Below are 20460 nucleotides of genomic sequence, written 5' to 3'. Positions count from 1 at the left end.
GCGCCCCCAACTCCCCGTGGGCCGCCCCCCCCCGCCCGTCTCGTTGTGGTCAGCGCAGCGTCGCCGGCGTGGCCATCGCGACGACGATCTGCCGGTCGCCCTCGAAGACCTCCCGGCTGTGCGCCATGGCGACGTTGTCCACGAGGAGCAGGTCCCCGCGTTGCCAAGGCTCGCGGAGCGTGTTCGCCTCGTACACCGCGTTGATGGTTTCGACGATGTCCGCGCTGATCGGCGTGCCGTCACCGAAGCTCGTGTCGAACGGCAGCCCGTCCTCGCCGTACTCGAAAATGAGGAAATCGCGAATCAGCGGATCGAGGGTCCACTTGTTGAGGAACGCGATCTGATTGAACCAGCGGGCGGACCCGTCGGCCGGGTGCTCGACGATCGCGGTGAGCCGCTGGGTCGTGCGCAACCCGCCGCCGGACCGCCACTGCCAGGCTATGCCGTGCCGGTCGCAGTAGGCCTCGACCTCGGCCCGGCTGCTCAGCCCGAACGCCTCGGCCCAAGTCACGCCGGTCTCGGAGTTGTAGTTGCGGGTCAGCTGCCAGCCGCGGGCGGTGAACTCTGAGACCATCGTCGGCGGCAGCTGCTCCAGGATCACCCGGGAGTCGGACAGGCCGGTGACGCCGCCCTTGGCGGGCGGCTGGACGCATCCGAACATCAGATACCGGGGCGGGGCCGCGGTGTAGCTGAGCTCGTGGTGCATACACATGGGGAAGTCCGGCGTCCACTCCGTGCCGGAGTAGACGCCGGAACCGAAGTCGTCCCGCTTTGCGAAGCCTTCGCGCTCGACCATCAGCGGACCGAAGGCGGTCTCGGCGAGCTGCCCGAACGTCGCGGTGTCCGCCCATACCAGCCCGCGGACGACCACTGCGCCGTGCCCGGCCAGCAGGTCGGCCACGGCGAGGCGGTTGTCCTCGAACCACTGTCTGGGTTCGGCCGGCTCGTCCGCGACCGCCACCGGGACCTGGCCGGTCGCACTGGTCAGTTGGAGGTGAGGCACCGGCGTCACTGTTCGTACCTCCGGTCGAAACGGGGTCGGGGTCGCGTTGTCAGGACGCGGCGCCTTCCATGGCGTGGATCAGGCTCTTCGGACGCATGTCGGTCCAATTCTCCTCGACGTACGCGAGGCACGCCTCCCGGGAATCCTCGCCGAAACGGACCGTCCAGCCCTCCGGCACGGCTGCGAAGGCCGGCCAGAGTGAGTGCTGATCCTCGTTATTGACCAGAACGTAGAAACGTCCGTCCGGGTCCTCGAAGGGGTTCGACACGGCCTGCCTGCCTTTCAATGATTCACCAAAACGGATGTGCCCGCTCACGGTAAACAGCCACCGGCCGGCCCACAGGGGCGGATCAAAAACTCTTTTTCGCCTCCGCGCCCCATTGATGGGCCGTGCAGGGAAGCGATCTGCGGGCCTTCGTCACGGTGCGGGAGCCGAGCGTGCAGCTCACCTGGGAGGGGCAGTCGGCGCTGCCCGCCGCACGGCCGCACTGGCCCTGCTGGAGGGGGTCAAACAGGTCGTCGCGCCGGCCCGGACCAAGCTCGTGCGCCGCGGCAGATAACGGCGCCGGTGCTGCGATGGTAGGGACCGGCCGGGCTTGGCGGAAACCGGCAACAGAAATTTCGAACCGGGCTTCGGTGTACGTCGATCGATGATTACCGTCGGGACCGTCCGATCCCGGTATTTTGGAATCATCGACAGGCTTCCGGAGTATTCATGACTTCCGTGATCATGCCGATCGGCGTTTTCCGCGCCCGCGGAGCGCCGCGGGGCCGGTTCCTCAAGGTGCTGGCGGCGGTTCTGCGATATCTGTGGGCCTGCCGCCGGGACGGGCATCTGGAACGTGAACGCCGGACGCGCCGGGCGTCGGAGCTACGTCTCGCCCTGCAATGCGGCGGCGTGACGTTCATCAAACTGGGCCAGGCGCTGTCCACACGGCCCGACCTCTTCCCGGCCGAGTTGCGTACCGAGCTGGCGCGATTGCAGGACGACGTGCGCCCGGCGCCGTGGCCCCACATTCGTCAGGTGCTTTCGGAGGAGCTGAACGGCTCGCCGGAGTCGGCGTTCACTGCCATCGACGAGGAGCCGATCGCGGCCGCCTCGGTGGCGCAGGTGTACCGGTGACCCAGCGGGCGGTGGCTGCTACCCGACGTCGACTCTGACCAGGGCCACGAACTGCTCGGACACCCCCGGCTCGCCGACGCTACGGCCCGCAACCTCTACCCAGGCGTGGGCGGTGAACGGCTCGCTCCGGCGTACCCCGGCACACCAGGTCGGCCAGTAGCCGGACATCCGGCACAGCAGAGCCACGGCCAATGACCGCTGCAGGCATGCCTGCAGCGCGTTCATCCCCAGGCTGGCCGACATCACCCGGTCGCGACCGGCCTTCGCCTCCTCGTAGGTGGCCGCCCGGGCGCCGCGACTGACCCCGCGCAGGACCTTCGCCAGCAGCGCCGGCGGAAGGGGCCGGAGCACGTGCCCGAGAATGATCGCCGTCCTGGTCAGCAGGCGACGGCGTAGCGAGGGATCGCGCGGCCCACGGCGGACGGCCATCTCGAAGGTCATCGGAACACACCCGCTACCCGCATGGCGGCCACCAGCGACTCGACGTCACGGCGCGCTTGATCCAGGTCTACGTCGTACTGCTCGACGAGCTGTTGTGCCGCGCTCTCGGCGTCGGAGTCGCCCAGCAGGCTCCTGACGATCAAGGCACCGCTGGGGTTGAGCCGCCAGTACGTTCCCTGCCGTTGATGCAGCAGCACGGCTCCGAAGTCGGTCTCGGTGAGGGTGACATCGTCGTGTAGACGAAGGTTCATGGGTTCCCTTAATGCCTCGGGTGGATGGATGCGGGCCGGGCGCGGAGCCACGACTCGCAGGCGATCGTGCTGAGCAGCGCTCCGTCCGCCAACTCGGGGGCGGAGGGGGTCGAGCACAGCTGGCGCAGCCGGCCGGCGTCGATCAGGCCGAGATCGGCGAGGCGGGAATCCTCCCAGAGGCGCGCGAGCCGGACCCGCTCCTGACGCAGTCCCTCGGTGCCCTCGACTCCGCCTTGAGCCTTGGTCTGGCGGTCAAGACACTCATCCGGAACGATGCCGCGCATGGCCTCCGCCAGTAACGGCTTGTACCGATACGGGGTAACACGTTCCTCCGCGCGGACCGAGAACGCCGCCGCGACCACGTGATCGTCGAAGAATGGTGCGGCCAGAGGCAGGCCGACGGTCCGCGCCATGGCGTCCAGGACGCTCACCTCGCGGGTCGCGGCGCGGATCCCGTGCAGCTCTAGGTGTACGCCCTTCTCCTCGGCCAGCGGAACGGCAGAGGTCGCAGCCGCGTGGAGAGCCTCGGTGACCATGTCTCGCGCCATCGGTGTCAGCCAGGGCGGAACCCGCGGCGTCGGAACCCAGCCGAGGCTCGGGATGGTGATGTCGACGACCGGCGGCTCGTCCAGGTTCACGTCGAGCAGGCTGGTTCGCAGTGATCGGTGGTCGAGCAGTTCACGCAGGAGGGCGCCGCGTCGCCAAGAGAACAGGGCTCGGTAGCCACGCAGGTTCGCGACGGCTCGTCGAGGGGACCGTCTGATCAGCCGCTGGAGGTAGATCGGGCTGCCGGTGAAGAGCTGGTCACCACCGAAGCCGGTGAGGTGCATCGCAGAGCCGGTGCGAGCCATCCGCCGAATGGTGGACATGGCACGACCTCGGTACGGGACCATCATCGATGGCTCGTCGAGGACGTCCTCGCCGATGCCCATCTCGGCGTACGGCAGAGTGAACTCCTTCGGCGGCAGCACAACATGCTCCCGGAGTCGTAGGTGGGATGCCGCCAGGCGGGCCCAGCCGAGCTCGTCGGAGAGCGGATCGTCACTGTGGGCCGTGCAGGCCACGAGGTCGGCGGCCTTGCCGGCGGCCAGGAAGGCCAGCGCGGTGGAATCGTATCCGCCGGACAGATCGGTGCTCATCCGCTGTCCGGGCCGCACCCGAGCGTCCACGGCTGAGCTGAGGGCCGCGCGCACGGCTTGGGCGCCGTCGGCGAGATCGAGCGAGGGCTCCGGCGCCGACCACCACCGCACGCTGCGGGCGTGCCGGCCGTGACCGGTGACGAGTAGATAGTCGTACGGGTCGACGGCTGTCACGTCCGGCCACATCGGCGCCTCGCCGAGCGGATACGGCACCGGCTCGAGCAGCCGGATCGCGAGTGCGCTGGTCGCGGGCTCCGCACCGATCAGCGTGGCGAGCAGGTCCGCCCGGCTCGCCGCCACCGTGCAGCCGTTGATCTCGGCGTGGTGGACACGATGCCATCCGGACGCGGTGCCCTGGACCCTGAGGGCGTCACCGGCTGCCGCGACGATGGCGAACGAACCGGGCACGTCGTGGACGTGGTCCATGTCGGTGACATCGGTAGCTCCGGCCGCGAGACGAGCAAGGTCCTCTTCTCGGGCGCCAAACTGGCCGATCAGCGCAACTCGCATGGGTCCGTGCGTGGTGGCGACGAGCTCACCCGTGGACCATCGGCCGATGATCCACGGGCGCCCGGTCATGTGGCGAAGGGTCTGAATATCAGGCCCTGCCAGTGACGGATGCCAGGCCACGCCGGCCAAAGCCTCGCTGTCGGGTAGCACAACGAAGAAGGAATATCCATTGGGGCCTGGCATGCTCATTCCGTCAGATGAAGCGACGCACGAAAAGTTCCGCACTGATTGTGGTGACACTGAAGCCAGTCAGCTTGCGGAAGCTGCCCACCTTGGTGAAGGACGGGCTCTCGTACAGGTTTTTGTTCCGGTTGCTGTTGTTCATTGCTTCCTCCTATGGGTGTTCCGGCCGGCTCCGTCAGCCTAGATGTCACAGCAGGGGAGTGGGACCACGCATAGCAGCTTGCTAATCGTTCTTGACTTCGAACCCGTGCGTTGCTTCTCCACCAAACCGGAGAGTGTCGCTTCGGCCTTCGTGCGCGACCGCTGGCGAAGTCGCGAATTCGTCTCACGTTTCGGAAATCTTAAGCTGACGCGTGTACGTGATTCGCCGAGGGTGACCACGGGTGATTGACGACGATCACGTGCTGGCCCCCTGCTGTGGACGCCACGCGCCACCCCAGATGTCTGCGCAGCTAACCCGGTGTCGGCCGAATCGGCGCCGATGGTGAAGCATCCGGCAGTCGGAGTCCAAACCTGCGACCTGCGGCACGACATCCGGCATAACCCCGAACCGGCACCCCGCGCGCCGAGGAACCGCGTGTCGACATCGGCCCGGCGCACTCGGTCGGCTTGCGCCGAGCTATCCGGAGCCGATGGCCACCGTCATAAAGGGAGTTTGCCTACCATGGCAGCATGACCCGTGCAGCATGCCGCTACCTCGGATGGATCGCTGCGCGAGCCAGCTGCGCAGTCCTTCGTCATTCGGCACCGTGACCTGCCCTACCTTGACGCGGTCGTGCCGGGCGGGCTCGCGGTCCTCCTGGCAGTTGCCGTGCGGTGGGCACCGCGCCGACACGTCGCACCGGCGGCCCTGCTCGCCTCGGCCGCGATGGCGTTGTGGCCGTGGCCGGAGACCGCGGCGATGGCCATGCCGGACCGGGTCGTCGCCTCGGTCTTCTGGACCTCGCCGGCGGTGGTCGCGTTGGTTGTCGGTGGCTATCCGCGGCTGATGGCGCGTCAGCGCGTCGCCGAGGTGGAGCAGGCCCGCCGTGCTCAGCGCCTCAAACTGGCGCGTGACCTGCACGACTTCGTCGCTCATGACATCAGCGGGATCATCGGTCAGGCGCAGGCGGCTCGCTTCGTCGCCGACAGCCGGCCGGACGCAGCGGGTCCGGCGCTCGCGCGCATCGAGGCGACGGGACTGGCCGCGCTGACGACGATGGACCGGGTCATCCGCATGTTGCACGAGTCCAACGACCGCGCGGTGGAGCCGCCACCCACGCTGGACGACTTGCCGGCCGTGATCGAGCGGTTTCGCGCTGGGGGCCACATCGACGCACGGCTCGTGCAGACAGCGCGGACGAGGGACGTGCCGCAGCACGCCGCCGCGACGGCGTACCGGGTCGCGGTCGAGGCGCTGACAAACGTCCGCCGGCATGCCCCGACGGCGACCCACGTCGACGTGTCCGTAACCGGCAACGCCTCGGGCGTGCAGGTGCGGGTGTGCAACGACATGGCGGAGACGTCCCACCCGCCCACGCACCCGCGTGCCACCGAGTCGGGCGGTAACGGCCTGCAGGGGCTGCGGGAGCTGATCGTCAACGGTGGCGGTACGCTTTCGGCTGGGCCGTGCGAGCGCGGCTGAGAGGTCGTCGCGGTGATTCCGGGAGGCACCGCGTGACGAGCCGGGTGGTGCTCGCCGACGACCAACCGGACGTCCGCAGCGGCTTTCGTCTCGTCCTGGACTCGCAGCCAGACATCACCGTGGTGGGTGAGGCGGCCGACGGCGTGACGCACTGGCGATGGCGATGCGGCTGCGACCGGACGTCGTGTTGACCGACATCCGGATGTCGAGCATGGATGGCCTCGAGCTGACCAGGCTCCTCACCGCCGCGGGGATGCGCGTCGTAGTTGTCACCACATTCGACCTGGACGAGTACGTGTACGCCGCCCTGCGTAACGGCGCCTGTGGTTTCCTGCTGAAGCGGTCTGGGCCCGCGCTGGTGGAGGGCGTCCGTGCGGCCGTGGCCGGCGACGCGTTGATCAGTCCGCAGATCACCGTGCGGCTTCTGCAAGCGGTCGAGGCTGTCCGTCAGCCGGCGCTGCCGAACCCGCTGACCGCCCGGGAGACCGATATCGTACGGCTGGTCGCCCAGGGGTTGACCAACGCGCAGATCGGCGCCCAACTGCTCATCTCCGCCGGAACGGCGAAAACACACATCGCAAACATCCAATCAGCGAATCACGAGCGTACCTACCCATCGATGGTAGGCAGTGGCCCGCGCGGCGGTGGGCGTCGCATCCAATAATTTGTGCCGTCGTTGTTCGGGGTTCGGAGATGTCTTATCGTTGCTGCGGATCGCACGTTTCGTTCGCGGAATGGTCCGGATCTCAATGACACCCTCGGCGCGAACTCCGTGGAGGAGGACCCGTGCGCCCTATCTACAGCCGTTCGGCGGGTCGGCAATGACCGTCACAATTGACGCTGGCAGCGCGGCTGGCGCGCGTCCGGATCCGCTAGAGCCGATTGGATTACTCGCCCGGCTCTTTGATGCGTGCTCGCTGCGGCCGCTGATGCCACTCGACGGCGAGGTCGTCGCGGCGCGCGGCCTCGTCGAAGGAATGCCTGTCGTAGCCTTCGCCTACGCCCAGCAGGCGACGGGAGGTGTCCTCGGAACGGGTGGCTGCGCCCGCCTCGTCGCGGCGATCGAGGCGGCGGTGGCCGAGAAACTGCCCATTGTGGGTATCTGGCATCCCACAAACCTGCGCTCGGGCGCGACCGCCGCCACGGACGATAGTGTCGGTCAGGTCTTCGCGGCCAGGGCGCGCGCGGTGGGCAAGACTCCCTCGATCTCTGTCGTACTAGGACCATCGAACCTCGACACGGTTCCCGGGTCCGCGCTCGGTGATGTGGTGATCACGACCGGAGTAGGTCCCCTCGCGGACGACGGTTCGAGGGTGGAACACGTTGTGGCACCGAACGAGTCCGCCGCGCTCCGGCGGGCACGTGTCCTCGTGTCGCTCCTTGGCACGGCGGGACGCCCCACGCCTGTCGGCCAACTGTTCAGACAGGTTGGTCATCACGCAGTGCGGGAGCGTCGATCTCCCGTACCCCGCCGGCGAGGTGGAGACGACCCGCCATCGTGAGCCTGGCGCGCCGGGAGCACCGGCTGTACGGCACCTGTGAGGACCGAGGACCAGGGGCGATAGCCCGGCAGCTACCCGGCTCCGCAACAAGTTCCTGCCGAAGGAGGGATAGCGACACCGGGGGCGGTGCAGCACCGGACCGGGACTCGACGAGATTCCGCTGCGGTGTGGTAACCGTACGCTGTCACGCGACAGCAGAAAGTTCGAACTGGCATTCTTGTCGTCCCTTCGACGGACTAACGTCTGCTTCGTCCGAATCCCGGCATACCGGGATCGTCGACGGATTTCCGGAGTACCGATGGCTTCCGTGATCATGTCGATCGGTGGTCTCCTGGCCGGCTTCGGTGGTTGGCTGATCAGGTTCGCGCTGAGGCTGCGCAACCGGGCCGGCCCTCGGCCGTACGGTTTGCGGCCGGCCCTGACGGCCGCCATGGGGGCGGCGGTGGCGGCGGTCCTCGTCGCGTTGCTGCCGGGTTGGCCTGGCGCGCTGTTTGGCGTCGCCGTGGCGATGCTCGTGACCGCAGGCGCCCTGCTGCTGGCGCCTGCACCGGGCACAGTGGCCGGCGACCGGCGTGGTGCCACCGGACGAAACGACATGCGCGCCGACGGCTGCTCCTCAGGCGTGCCTCGTCGCCGGCTCGGCAGGGTGGCGATGGCGCTCCTGCGGTACGTCTGGGCCACCCGCCGCAACGAGCACCTCGACCGAGAGTTCCGGACCCGACGCGCGGCGGAGTTGCGCCAGGCCATGGAGAGTGGTGGCGTCACCTTCATCAAACTGGGGCAGACGCTATCCACCCGCGTCGACCTCTTCCCGCCCGAGTTGCGTCAGCAACTGGCCCGGTTGCAGGACGACGTTCGGCCGGTGCCGTGGCCGCAGATGTACCAGGTGCTGAGAGATGAATTGGGCGGCTCACCAGAGTCCGTGTTCGCCGGGATCGATCAAGAGCCGATGGCCGCGGCCTCGGTGGCGCAGGTGTACCGGGCGCGACTTCGGTCTGGCGCCGATGTGGTGATCAAGGTCCAGCGCCCGGGGATCGAAACGGCCCTCAGGACGGACCTACGGGCGCTCTTCCGCATAGCCAACATCGCTCACCTCTTCTCCAAGCGGATGCGGGCTTTAGGGGTGCGGCAACTCGCGGTAGGGTTCGCCGCCGCGATGTACGAGGAGTTGGACTTTCGGATTGAGGCTGGGAACATTGCCGCAGTCCGTGCCGTCGGGTTCGGTGGGTCGGCCAACGGCACGGTTATGCCGCACGTATACGACACCCCGAAAACCCGGCGCCTGATCGTCATGGAGCGCTTGGAGGGCATCCCGCTGACGGCGGACCAGAGCGCGATCGACAGCCGGGGCCATGACCGCATGGAACTGGCCCGGATACTCTTTCGCTGTGTGCTGCGGCAGATCGTCGTTACCGGGGTCTTCCATGCCGATCCACACCCGGGCAACATCATGATCCTGTCCGACGGCCGGATTGGACTGATCGATTTCGGGATCGTCGGGCGCCTGGACGAGCGTTCCCGACTGGCTTTCCGTAGCCTCCTCGCCGCGGTGGAACTCCAGGACGCCGCGGCGGTCTGCGATGCGTTGCTCAAGCTGACCACGTCCGCCGATGGCCTGGACAGGCGAGCATTTCAGCGAGCAGTAGCGAAGTTTCTGGATCGCTACGTCGCGTCCGGGGCGATACCGGACATGGAAATGATCTCGGAACTCTTCAAGCTCACGGCGCGATTCGGTCTCGGGATTCCGCCCGCGATGGCGGCCGTGGCGCGCTGCCTGATCACCATGCACGGCAGCATCGCTCGGCTGGCGCCCCGATTCAATATGATCACAGAGTGTCGCCGCTTGGTCGTCGCCGAGTTTCACGACCGGATTCGTGGCTGGGCCAGCCCAAAGTCGATGTTCGACGACGTGGCCGGCTTGGCCTCCGGGTTGGCGAGGATGTTGCGGAGTCGCGGCCTGTTCGGCAGCCCGGATGCGTGGCACGAACGCGACAGCGGGATGGCGTCTCCATCCAAGCCGCACTCTGCGGTGGTGGTCCGGCTCGCCGCCGCGACGATCGGCTTGACCGCGGTGGTTCTGCTGCTGCTCCAGCTCAGCCTGGGTGTGAAGCCTCTCGTGGACCTGCCTCCGGCCGCGAGCGCTGTGCTCAGTCAGGTCGGGTTACTCGGCATCGGACTGCTGGCCGTGTTGTTGACGATAGCGGGTTTGTGGGGCAGGCGATGAGCTGTTGTCCGAGCGGGTTCACGACGCCGACGTGGTGGCTCCCGCGTGAGCTACCGGAGACCCATTTGTGTTGCGCGACGCCGAGCAGATTCTTCGCTCACCGCACGTACTGCTGCGTCCCGCTCCTGCCACTGGCCTTCCAACGGGTGACTGGGGAATCTTGATGCGTATTGTGATCATGGCGGTTGGCAGTCGTGGCGACGTCGCGCCCTACACCGGGCTGGGCGTGCGCCTGCGGGAGGAGGGGCACGACGTCACTCTCGCGACCCACGCCCTCTTCGAGAATCTGGTACGCAGTCGCGGGCTGGGTTTCCACGTGCTGCCGCTGGACACTCAGGAGGAGATGACCTCCCGGCTCGCGGCGAGTGGCACCACCAACCCGTTGAAGGTGACGCTCGCGGTCAACAAGGTGGTGGCCGAGCACGCCCGGCCGATGGCGGAGGCGATGCTCGCGGCGGCGCGGCAGGCGGACGTCGTGCTCCTCACGCCGGCCGGCTGGATCGGCGCGCACGTGGCCGAGGGGCTGCGCCTGCCGAGCATGGGCGTCTACCTGCAGCCCCTGACCCCGACCCGGGAGTTCCCGCCGCCGACCGTCACCACCCGGTCGCTGGGTGGGTGGGGCAACCGGAAGGCGGCGACGTCGCTGCGCAGCATGGGGCAGAAGCCGTTCCGTGCGGTCGTCGACCAGCTGCGCGCCGAGCTGGACCTGCCGGTGCTGACGCCGGACGCCTGGCTGGCCCAGGTCGACGCGGCACGCTGGCCGATCTGTTACGGCTACAGCCCGACCGTGGTGCCGCAGCCTGCCGACTGGCCAGAGTGGAACCACACGGTGGGCTACTGGTGGCCGGCGCCCGACCCGGACGCCAAGCCCGACGCCGATCTTGTCGACTTCATCGCGGCCGGCCCGCCGCCGGTCTACATCGGGTTCGGCAGCATGCCCGCCGTGGATTCCGACGCCCTGTCCGCGCTTGTCGTCGACGCGCTGCGGGCCAGTGGCCGGCGGGCGGTGGTGAACAGCGGCTGGGCTGGTCTGCGGGCGGCGGGTGACGACGTGTTCACCGTGTCCGAGGTGCCGCACGACTGGCTGTTCCCGCAGATGGCCGCGGTGGTGCACCACGCCGGTGCGGGAACCGCTGCCGCCGGTCTGCGCGCCGGGGTGCCCACCGTCCCGGTGCCGTTCATGGTGGACCAGCCGTTCTGGGCGCGGCGACTCGAACGGCTGGGTGTCGCCCCGGAGGTGATCCCGTTCCGGAAGCTGACCGCGGACCGGCTCGCCGCGGCGCTCACCGAGGCCACCGGCAACCCGGACTACCGACGACGCGCGACGGATGTGGCCGGCCGGCTGGCGCGGGAGGACGGCGCCCTCGGCGTACTGCGGGTGCTGGAGCAGGTGACCGCATCGAAGGGCGGCGCATAAAGTTCTTCGATATGCCGTTGTGGCGCGTTCAAATTCCGGGTAATCAGATACCTGCATTGACGCACCCCGATTCTCAAAAGTAAGTTTTCGAACTCCGGTTCTCACTGTCGTGAACCACTCGCGACAATGCACTTCCCAGGTCCGCCGAGGATGGGTGATATCGGCGCGGCCACCGGAGTTGAGAGAGTTGAGAACGCGTCATGAATTCCGTCATGGAAATCGCCGTGATCGGAGCGTCCTGCCGACTGCCGCAGGCCCCTGATCCCGATTCTCTGTGGCGTCTGCTGAGCTCCGGCGCGAGCACGGTCGGCCGTACCCCCGTCGACCGCTGGGCCGAGACCACCTGGGGGGTCGGCTTCGGCGGCTTCCTGGAGCAGGTCGACCACTTCGACCCGGCGTTCTTCGGCATCTCGGCCCGCGAGGCCGCCGCCATGGACCCGCAGCAACGTTTGGCCCTCGAACTCGGTTGGGAGGCGTTGGAGGACGCCGGCCTGGTGCCCACGCGGCTCACCGGGCCGGCCGGGGTCTTCGTCGGCGCGACCGGCAACGACTACGCGTTGCTGCTCGACCGTCGGGGGCGCGGCGAGATCTCCGCGCACTCCTTCACCGGCCAGCAGCGCGCCATGATCGCCAACCGGATCTCGTACGCCCTGGGCCTGCGCGGGCCCAGCATGGTCGTCGACACCGGCCAGTCGTCCTCGCTCGTCGCCGTGCACCTGGCCTGCGAGAGCCTGCGCCGGGGCGAGTCGGCCGTCGCGGTGGCGGGCGGCGTCAACCTGAACCTCACCGTCGAGAACGCGCTGATCGTGGCCCGCACCGGGGCACTGTCGCCGGACGGCAGGTCCCGCGCCTTCGACGCCGACGCCAACGGCTTCGTGCGGGCCGAGGGCGGCGCGATGATGGTCCTCAAACCGCTCGCCGCCGCTCTTTCGGACGGGGACGTGGTCAGCGCCGTCATCCGGGGCAGCGCGGTGAACAACGACGGTGGAGGGCCGAGTCTCACCGTGCCGGAGGCGCGCGCCCAGGAGGAGGTCGTCCGCCTCGCCTGCGCCCAGGCCGGCGTCGAGCCGGCCGAGCTGCGCTACGTCGAGCTGCACGGCACCGGCACCCGCCGCGGCGATCCGGTCGAGGCCACCGCGCTGGGCGCGGTCGCCGCCGGCCGGCCGGGCGGGTTGCCGCTGCTGGTCGGCTCGATCAAGACGAACGTCGGCCACCTGGAGGCCGCTGCTGGCATCACCGGCCTGCTGAAGGTGGTGCTCGCGATGCGACACGGCGAGCTGCCGCCCAGCCTGAACTTCACCGCCGAGCGACCGGACGTCCCGCTGGCGGAGCGGAACCTGCGGGTGGTCACCGAGCGCACCGGCTGGCAGCGGCCGTTCCTGGCCGGCGTCAGTTCGTTCGGCATCGGCGGCACCAACTGCCACGTGCTGGTCGGGCCCGGCCCGAACGCCGCGCACCCGGAGAACGCCGCGCACCCGGGGAACGCCGCGCACCCGGGGAACGCCGCGCACCCGGGGAACGCCGCGCACCCGGGGAACGCCGCGCACCCGGAGAACGCCGAGCACCCGGGGAAACCGGCGCTGTCGAGGAGCACCGCGCCGGACGACCCCGCGCCGCCGATGAGCGCCGCGCCGTGGCTGCTCTCCGCGCGTACCCGGGAAGCGTTGCGGGACCAGGCGCGGTCCCTGCTGTCCCGGCTGGAGCGCAACCCGGAGGCGACGCTCGCCGACGTCGGTCACGGACTCGCCGTGACCCGCACGGCCTTCCCGGTACGGGCCGCGGTCGTCGGGCCCGACCGCGCCGCCCTGACCGCCGGGCTCACCGCGCTGGCCGACGGCCGGTCGGCGCCCGGCGTGCTGCACGGCACCCCGTCCGCCGGCGGCCTCGCGTTCCTCTTCACCGGGCAGGGCGCGCAGCGACCGGGCATGACCGCCGGCCTGTACGCCGAGTTCCCGGTGTACGCCGCCGCGCTCGACGACGTCGCCGCCCGCTTCGACGCGCGCACCGGCGGGTCGTTGCGGGACGAGATCTTCGCCGCGCCCCCGGTGTCCCGGCTGGACCGCACCGAGGTCACCCAGCCCGCCCTGTTCGCCGTCGAGGTGGCCCTCTACCGGCTCGCCGAGTCGTGGGGGCTGCGCCCGGACCGGCTGCTCGGCCACTCGGTCGGCGAGATCGCCGCCGCCCACGTCGCCGGTGTGCTCACCCTCGACGACGCGTGCACGCTCGTCGAGGCGCGCGGGCGACTGATGGGGGAACTGCCCGACGGCGGGGCGATGACGGCCGTCGAGGCCACCGAGGACGAGGTCGCCACCCTGCTGGACGCGGCGGACGGCCGGGCGACTGTTGCCGCGGTCAACGGCCCCGCCGCCGTCGTCCTCTCCGGCGACCGGGCGGCCGTGGCCCGGGTCGCGGCGCGGCTGCGCGAGCGGGGGCGCCGGACCCGGGACCTGCCAGTCAGCCATGCGTTCCACTCCCCGCTGCTGGAGCCGATGCTGGACCGGTTCGCCGCTGTGGCGCGGGGGCTGTCGTACGCGCCGCCGACCGTCCCGGTGCTCTCCAACGTCACCGGCGCGGAGGTGACGACGTTCACCGCCGAGCACTGGGTGCGGCAGGCCCGCGACACCGTACGGTTCGCCGACGGCGTCGCCGCCCTGCACGACGCGGGGATCACCCGCCTGCTGGAACTCGGGCCCGACGGCGTCCTCAGCGCGATGGCCCGCGAATGCCTCGCCGGGCGGGACGCCACAGTCGTGCCCCTGCTGCGGCGCGACCTGGACGACAGCACGGCGGTCGCCACCGCGCTCGCCACGCTGCACTGCACCGGGCAGGACGTGGACTGGGCCGGGTACTTCCGGCCGTACGCGCCCCGACGCGTGTCGCTGCCCACCTACGCCTTCCAGCGGCAGCGGTACTGGCTCGGCGAGAAGCCCGTCGTCACCGGCACGCCGACGCCCGCGCCGCCACGGTTCGACGGCGACGTGCGGGACCTCGTCCGCGCCGAACTCGCCGCCCTGGGCGTGGCGGACCCGGACGTCGGTACGTCCTTCCACGGCCTCGGCCTCGGCTCGCTGGCGCTCGTCGAGCTGGCGGCCCGGCTGAGCACGGCGACCGGGGTCTCCCTCGCCAGCGCCGACCTGTTCGACCACCCCACGCCGGAGCGCCTGGCCAACCACCTCCGGGGCGTCACGGCAACGGAGAGCGTGTCGTCCACCGTCACACCGGCGGCGAGTGCGCCGCCCACCGACACACCGGCGCGGGGCGCGCCTCCGCCCGGCGCCACGCGGCCAGAAGGCGCACCGGTTGGCGCCGCCACGCCGACGGTGGGCGTGCCGACCACCGCGGCTTCCGGCGAGCCGATCGCGATCGTCGCCATGGCCTGCCGCTACCCCGGTGGGGTCAGCTCGCCGGACGACCTGTGGCGACTGGTCACCGACGGGGTCGACGCCATCGGGGAATTCCCGGCCGACCGGGGCTGGCAGGGCGAGGGCCGGGGCGGTTTCCTCTACGACGCGGCCGGGTTCGACGCCGAGCTGTTCGGGATCAGCCCGCGCGAGGCCGTCGCGATGGACCCGCAGCAACGCCTGCTGCTCGAACTGTCCTGGGAGGCGTTCGAACGCGCCGGGATGCGCCCGGACGGCGACGCCGGGGTGTTCTTCGGCCTGAGCCCGCTCGGCTACGGGCCGGCGCTCGACGAGCCGGCCGAGGGCACCGAGGGGCACCGGCTGACCGGCACCACCCCCAGCGTGGCGTCCGGCCGGGTGGCGTACGCGCTCGGCCTGCACGGGCCGGCGCTGACAGTGGACACCGCCTGCTCGTCGTCGCTGGTGGCGCTGCACCTGGCGGTGGAGTCGCTGCGGCGCGGCGAGTGCACGATGGCGCTGGCCGGCGGCGCGGCGGTGATGGCGACGCCCGGAATGTTCGTGGAGTTCGCCCGCCAGGGCGGGCTGGCCGGCGACGGGCGGTGCAAGTCGTTCGCGGCGGCGGCCGACGGGACCGGGTGGTCCGAGGGCGCAGGCGTGCTGCTGCTGGAGCGGCTGGGCGACGCGCGGCGGCTCGGGCATCCGGTGCTGGCGGTGGTGCGTGGCTCGGCGGTTAACCAGGACGGGGCCTCCAACGGGTTGAGCGCCCCCAACGGGGCGGCCCAGCAGCGGGTGATCCGGGCGGCGTTGAAGTCGGCGGGGTTGTCGGCGTCGGACGTGGACGCGGTGGAGGCGCACGGCACCGGCACCACGCTCGGTGACCCGATCGAGGCGCGGGCGCTGATCGCCGCGTACGGGCCGGGGCGGGACCGGCCGCTGTGGCTGGGGTCGCTGAAGTCGAACATCGGCCACACCCAGGCCGCCGCGGGCGTCGCCGGTGTGATCAAGATGGTGCTCGCCATGCGGCACGGCGTGCTGCCGCGCACGCTGCACGTGGACGCGCCGACCCCGCATGTGGGCTGGACCGCCGGCGCGGTGTCGTTGCTGACCGGCGAGGTGCCGTGGGACGGGCCGAGGCGGGCCGGAGTGTCGTCGTTCGGCATCAGCGGCACCAACGCCCACGTCATCGTCGAGGCCGTCGCCGACCTGCCGAGCCACGCCGCTCCGAACGGCACCGCTCCGTCCACGGATCTGGACGCGCCCTGGATCGTTTCCGGCGCGAGCCCACAGGCGGTGGTCGCGCAGATCGACAACCTGAGCGCGCTGCCCGGCGGGGTCCGGCGGGTGGACGTCGCGCACGCCCTGGCGGTCGGCCGTACCGCGCTCGACTACCGCGCGATCGTCGGCCAGGACGGAATCCAGCGGGCCGGCGACGGCCGGGTGGTGTTCGTGTTTCCGGGTCAGGGTTCGCAGTGGACCGGGATGGGCCTGGAGCTGTGGGACTCGTCGCCGGTGTTCGCGGCCGAGATGCGGGCGTGCGAGGAGGCGCTGCTCGCGCACACCGGTTGGTCGTTGCGCGAAGCGTTGGCGGGCCCGCTGGATCGGGTGGACGTGGTGCAGCCGGCCCTGTTCGCGGTCATGGTGTCGCTTGCCGCGTTGTGGCGCTCCTACGGTGTCGAGCCGTCGGCCGTGGTCGGGCACTCGCAGGGCGAGATCGCTGCGGCCTACGTGGCGGGCGCGTTGTCGTTGGAGGACGCGGCGCGGGTGGTCGCGTTGCGCAGTCGGGCGTTGCGGGCGATCGCGGGCCGGGGCGGCATGGTGTCGGTGCCGTTCGCCGATCCCGATCCGGGCGACCTGTCCGTGGCGGCGGTCAACGGCCCCGATTCCACGATCCTGTCCGGTGACACCGACGCGGTCGAGCGCTTCCTGGCAGCCGAGCCGCGCGCGAGGCGGATCGCCGTGGACTACGCGTCGCACTCGCCGCAGGTGGAGGCGGTCCGCGACGAGATCCTGACCGCGTTGGCCGGCATCCGGCCGCGCGAGGCGCGGGTGCCGTTCCACTCCACCGTCACCGGCGAGCGGTTCGACACCACCGGTCTGGACGCCGGCTACTGGTACCGCAACCTGCGGCAGACCGTCCGGTTCGCCGACGCGGTCGCCGCGCTGCCCGGCGTGCTGATCGAGGTCAGCCCGCACCCCGTCCTGGGCCTCACCCTCGGCACCCTGCGTCGCGACCACAGCGACATGCACGCCGCGCTCGCCCGCGCCTGGACCCACGGCGCGCCCGTCGACTGGGCCACGGTGTACGCGCCACACCGCCCGCACCGGGTAGAGCTGCCCACCTACCCGTTCCAGCGGCGACGCTACTGGCTGACCCCGCGTCGCGGCGGCCACCCCGATGCCGGCCACCCCGATGCCGGGCACCCGCTGCTCGACACGACGATCGACCTGCCCGGCGGTGGACGCCTCTGCACCGCCCGGCTCTCCACCGACGACCACCAGTGGCTGGCCGACCACGCCGTCCTGGACACCGTCCTGCTGCCCGGCACCGCAGTGCTCGAACTCGCCCTGCACGCCGCCGCCGGTGACCCCGTCGCCGAACTGGTCCTGGAGTCGCCAGTGCGCCTGCCGCCCGGCGTGACGGTGCAGGTGCAGGTCGCCGTCGCCGCCCCGGACGCCGACGGCCGGCGCACGCTCGAGGTGCACTCCCGGACGGGGGAGTCGTGGACCCGGCACGCCCAGGGCGTCGTGGGCTCCCCAGCCGCGACACCGGAGCCGAGCACCGAATGGCCGCCCCCGGGAGCCGTCGCCGTCGACCTGGACGGGCGGTACGACGACCTGGCCGACGACGGGTTCGGTTATGGGCCGGCGTTCCGGACGCTGCGGGCGGTGTGGCGGCACGGCGACGAGCTGTACGCCGAGGTCGAGTCCACCGCCGACGCGCCTGCCGCGACGTCCGCGCTGCTCGACGGCGCCCTGCACGCGCTCGGTCTGGGCCCGTTCCGGCTCACCGAAGGGACCTGGCTGCCGTTCGCCTGGACCGGTGTGACCCGACACGCGCCGACCCCCACCGGCGGGCTGCGGGTACGCGTCACGCCGGCCGGGCCGGACGCGGTGGCCCTGACGGCCTACGACGACACCGGCGACCCGGTGCTGACCGTCGCGTCGATGCGCGCCCGCCCGGTCACGCCCGCCCAGCTCGGCGCGGCCACTGACGCGCTGCACCGGGTCGAGTGGACCGAGGTGCCGGTGCCCGCCGACGGCGTACCCGGGATGACTGTCGTCGCTGTCGACCCGCCGGCCGGCGCGGACCTCGCCGTCGCCGCCCACGCCGCCGCCACCACGGCCCTGCGCCTGGCGCAGGAGCACCTGGCCACCGACGACGGACCGCTGGTGGTCGTCACGCGCGGCGCGGTGGCCGTCACCGACGCGGACGCGGTGCCCGGGCTGGCCGCCGCCGGGGTCTGGGGCCTCATCCGATCCGCGCAGAGCGAGAACCCGGACCGGTTCGTGCTGCTCGACCTGGAACCCGACGCCGACCTGCCGGCCGCGCTGCCGCCGGGGCAGCCACAGATCGCCATCCGTGCCGGCAGGGCGTACGCGCCCCGGCTCGTGCCGGCCATGCCGCCGGTGGACGCGACACCGCCAACCCTCGACCCGGACGGCACCGTCCTGATCACCGGCGGGACCGGCACCCTCGGCCGGCTGGTCGCCCGGCACCTGGTGACCACCCGGGGGGTCCGCCACCTGCTGCTGCTCAGCCGTCGCGGGTACGCCGCCGACCTGGCCGGCGAACTCGCCGACCTCGACGTCGACGCCCGGTTCGTCGCCTGCGACGCGGGTGACCGGGAAGCCCTCGCCGCGGCAGTGGCCACCATCCCGGCCGACCATCCCCTGACCGCCGTCGTGCACCTGGCCGGCGTGCTCGACGACGGGGTGATCGGGTCACTCACCCCGGAGCGGGTCGCGACGGTGCTGCGGCCCAAGCTCGACGCCGCCGTGCACCTGCACGAGCTGACCGCCGACGCGGACCTGCGGGCCTTCTGGCTGTTCTCCTCGGTGCTCGGTATCACCGGCGGCCCCGGCCAGGCCGCGTACGCGGCGGCGAACACGTTCCTCGACGCCCTGGCCCAGCACCGCCGTGCAACCGGCCGGCCCGCGCTGTCCCTCGCCTGGGGCCTGTGGGCCGAGCGCAGCGGCATGACCGGCGACCTGAGCGACGTCGACAGGCGCCGGCTGGCCCGCAACGGTCTGCTGCCGCTCACCACCGAGGAGGGCCTCGACCTCCTCGACCGGGCCGCTGCCCTGGACGTCGCGGTGGCCGTGCCGGCCCGGCTCGAACCCGCCGCCGCGACTCCCCGGGCGACCCGGCGGTTGAGCCACCTGCCGGCCGGCGAACGCGGCGACGCCCTGCGCGACGTGGTGCGGCGGGCCGTCGCCACGGTCCTCGGCCACCCCGCCGACCACCCGATCGACGAGGAGCGCCCGTTCAAGGCGCTCGGCTTCGAATCGCTCACCGCCCTGGAACTGCGCAACCAGCTCGCCGCCGCCGTTGGCCTGCGGCTGCCCGCGACGCTGGTGTTCGACCACCCCACGGTGGCGGCGCTCGCCGACCACCTGGACGACCTGCTCGCCGGCAAAGCGGCGGCCGTCGTCGCCGCCCCCGCCGCCGTCCGGCCCGCCGACGAGCCGATCGCCATCGTCGCGATGGGCTGCCGCTACCCCGGGGACGTGCGGTCGCCCGAGGACCTGTGGCGGCTCGTCGCCACCGAGACCGACGCCATCTCCGTGTTCCCCGCCGATCGGGGCTGGGACGAACGCCTCTACGACCCGGACCCGCAACGCGCCGGGCACTCGTACACCCGGCACGGCGGTTTCCTGTACGACGTCGCCGACTTCGACGCCGAGTTCTTCGGCATCAGCCCGCGCGAGGCGACAGCGATGGACCCACAGCAACGGCTGCTGCTGGAGATCTCCTGGGAAGCCTTCGAGCGGGCCGGCCTGGACCCCCGCGCACTGCACGGCCAGCAGGTCGGTGTGTTCGCCGGTGCGATGTACCACGACTACGCCGGCCGGTTCGCCACCGCGCCGGAGGGCTACGAGGGACACCTGCTCACCGGCAACACCGGCAGCGTGCTGTCCGGCCGGGTCGCGTACACCTTCGGGCTCCAGGGCCCGGCCATCACAGTGGACACCGCCTGCTCGTCGTCGCTCGTGGCGCTGCACCTGGCGGCGGAGTCGCTGCGGCGCGGTGAGTGCGCGATGGCGCTGGCCGGTGGCGTGGCCGTGATGGCCACCCCGACGACGTTCGTGGAGTTCAGCCGCCAGGGTGGGCTGTCGGCGGACGGGCGGTGCAAGCCGTTCGCGGCAGCGGCCGACGGGACCGGGTGGTCCGAGGGCGCCGGTGTGCTGCTGCTGGAACGGCTGAGCGACGCGCGGCGGCTCGGCCATCCGGTGCTGGCGGTGGTACGCGGCACGGCAGTCAACCAGGACGGGGCGTCGAACGGGCTGAGCGCCCCGAGCGGCCCGGCGCAGCAGCGGGTCATCCGGGCCGCCCTGGACGCGGCCGGGCTGTCGCCGTCGGACGTGGACGCGGTGGAGGCGCACGGCACCGGCACCACCCTCGGTGACCCGATCGAGGCGCAGGCGCAGCTGGCGACGTACGGGCAGGACCGGGAACGCCC

Annotated in this window: 14 protein-coding genes; 8 read left to right on the top strand and 6 right to left on the bottom strand. The window is 71.3% G+C overall.

Annotated elements, in window-relative coordinates; genetic code table 11:
- Positions 1–49: 49 nt before the first annotated feature.
- On the bottom strand, positions 50–1003 hold the full coding sequence (locus ABZU52_RS26235; RefSeq protein WP_354973631.1) for a TauD/TfdA family dioxygenase: 954 nt from the start codon (positions 1001–1003) through the stop codon (positions 50–52).
- Between the two features lie 49 nt (positions 1004–1052).
- Positions 1053–1271 carry an MbtH family protein gene (locus ABZU52_RS26230; RefSeq protein WP_354973632.1) on the bottom strand — a complete coding sequence of 73 codons (219 nt, stop codon included), beginning with the start codon at positions 1269–1271 and terminating at the stop codon, positions 1053–1055.
- 447 nt (positions 1272–1718) lie between these two features.
- Here ABZU52_RS26230 and ABZU52_RS26225 point away from each other — a divergent pair, with 447 nt between their 5' ends.
- Positions 1719–2126 (top strand): AarF/UbiB family protein, encoded by a 408-nt coding sequence (locus ABZU52_RS26225; RefSeq protein WP_354973630.1) that lies wholly within the window; start codon positions 1719–1721, stop codon positions 2124–2126.
- An 18-nt stretch (positions 2127–2144) separates the two neighbouring features.
- On the opposite strand, the gene ABZU52_RS26220 is transcribed toward ABZU52_RS26225, so the two are convergent.
- From ABZU52_RS26220 to ABZU52_RS26205, 4 genes are all read right to left on the bottom strand, one after another.
- Positions 2145–2567, bottom strand: coding sequence for a lasso peptide biosynthesis B2 protein (locus ABZU52_RS26220; protein WP_354973629.1), 423 nt, complete (start codon positions 2565–2567; stop codon positions 2145–2147).
- Positions 2564–2818, bottom strand: a complete 255-nt coding sequence (locus ABZU52_RS26215) for a lasso peptide biosynthesis PqqD family chaperone (RefSeq protein WP_354973628.1) — start codon at positions 2816–2818, stop codon at positions 2564–2566. The genes ABZU52_RS26220 and ABZU52_RS26215 overlap by 4 nt, the downstream gene beginning before the upstream one ends.
- A gap of 8 nt (positions 2819–2826) precedes the next feature.
- On the bottom strand, positions 2827–4467 hold the full coding sequence (locus tag ABZU52_RS26210) for an asparagine synthase-related protein (protein WP_354973627.1): 1641 nt from the start codon (positions 4465–4467) through the stop codon (positions 2827–2829).
- Between the two features lie 193 nt (positions 4468–4660).
- The gene (locus tag ABZU52_RS26205) at positions 4661–4792 is read right to left on the bottom strand and encodes a keywimysin-related RiPP (RefSeq protein ID WP_354973626.1); all 132 of its coding nucleotides are present in this window, start codon (positions 4790–4792) and stop codon (positions 4661–4663) included.
- Between the two features lie 759 nt (positions 4793–5551).
- On the opposite strand from ABZU52_RS26205, the gene ABZU52_RS26200 reads away from it, so the two are divergent.
- The 7 genes from ABZU52_RS26200 to ABZU52_RS26170 all read left to right on the top strand — a co-directional run.
- Complete coding sequence (locus tag ABZU52_RS26200; protein ID WP_354973625.1) at positions 5552–6274, top strand: histidine kinase; 723 nt, start codon at positions 5552–5554, stop codon at positions 6272–6274.
- A gap of 32 nt (positions 6275–6306) precedes the next feature.
- Positions 6307–6465: a hypothetical protein gene (locus ABZU52_RS26195; protein ID WP_354973624.1), complete on the top strand. Its 159-nt coding sequence runs from the start codon at positions 6307–6309 to the stop codon at positions 6463–6465.
- Positions 6432–6938 carry a response regulator transcription factor gene (locus ABZU52_RS26190; RefSeq protein ID WP_354973623.1) on the top strand — a complete coding sequence of 169 codons (507 nt, stop codon included), beginning with the start codon at positions 6432–6434 and terminating at the stop codon, positions 6936–6938. The genes ABZU52_RS26195 and ABZU52_RS26190 overlap by 34 nt, the downstream gene beginning before the upstream one ends.
- Before the next feature lie 70 nt (positions 6939–7008).
- A complete protein-coding gene (locus ABZU52_RS26185) occupies positions 7009–7776 on the top strand; it encodes a carboxyl transferase domain-containing protein (protein ID WP_354973622.1) in 768 nt (255 codons plus the stop codon).
- A gap of 298 nt (positions 7777–8074) precedes the next feature.
- Entirely contained in the window at positions 8075–10000 is a 1926-nt protein-coding gene (locus tag ABZU52_RS26180; protein WP_354973621.1) for an AarF/UbiB family protein, read from the top strand.
- Positions 10001–10163: 163 nt separating this feature from the next.
- Positions 10164–11417 (top strand): glycosyltransferase, encoded by a 1254-nt coding sequence (locus ABZU52_RS26175; RefSeq protein WP_354973620.1) that lies wholly within the window; start codon positions 10164–10166, stop codon positions 11415–11417.
- 212 nt (positions 11418–11629) lie between these two features.
- Positions 11630–20460, top strand: an 8831-nt coding sequence (locus tag ABZU52_RS26170) for a type I polyketide synthase (protein WP_354973619.1), incomplete at its 3' end; no start/stop codon positions are given.

The organism is Micromonospora sp. NPDC005220 (assembly GCF_040607895.1).
GTDB lineage: Bacteria > Actinomycetota > Actinomycetes > Mycobacteriales > Micromonosporaceae > Micromonospora.
Note: the sequence above shows the minus strand (reverse complement) of the source record. Positions and strands in the feature narration are given on the sequence as shown.

What these genes read in the sequence shown, in the direction of transcription:
- ABZU52_RS26225 (WP_354973630.1), top strand. Translation starts at nt 1,719, where the DNA reads ATGACTTCCGTGATCATGCCGATCGGCGTTTTCCGCGCCCGCGGAGCG.
- ABZU52_RS26220 (WP_354973629.1), bottom strand. Translation starts at nt 2,567, where the DNA reads ATGACCTTCGAGATGGCCGTCCGCCGTGGGCCGCGCGATCCCTCGCTA.
- ABZU52_RS26215 (WP_354973628.1), bottom strand. Translation starts at nt 2,818, where the DNA reads ATGAACCTTCGTCTACACGACGATGTCACCCTCACCGAGACCGACTTC.
- ABZU52_RS26210 (WP_354973627.1), bottom strand. Translation starts at nt 4,467, where the DNA reads ATGCGAGTTGCGCTGATCGGCCAGTTTGGCGCCCGAGAAGAGGACCTT.
- ABZU52_RS26205 (WP_354973626.1), bottom strand. Translation starts at nt 4,792, where the DNA reads ATGAACAACAGCAACCGGAACAAAAACCTGTACGAGAGCCCGTCCTTC.
- ABZU52_RS26200 (WP_354973625.1), top strand. Translation starts at nt 5,552, where the DNA reads ATGGCCATGCCGGACCGGGTCGTCGCCTCGGTCTTCTGGACCTCGCCG.
- ABZU52_RS26190 (WP_354973623.1), top strand. Translation starts at nt 6,432, where the DNA reads ATGGCGATGCGGCTGCGACCGGACGTCGTGTTGACCGACATCCGGATG.
- ABZU52_RS26185 (WP_354973622.1), top strand. Translation starts at nt 7,009, where the DNA reads ATGGTCCGGATCTCAATGACACCCTCGGCGCGAACTCCGTGGAGGAGG.
- ABZU52_RS26180 (WP_354973621.1), top strand. Translation starts at nt 8,075, where the DNA reads ATGGCTTCCGTGATCATGTCGATCGGTGGTCTCCTGGCCGGCTTCGGT.
- ABZU52_RS26175 (WP_354973620.1), top strand. Translation starts at nt 10,164, where the DNA reads ATGCGTATTGTGATCATGGCGGTTGGCAGTCGTGGCGACGTCGCGCCC.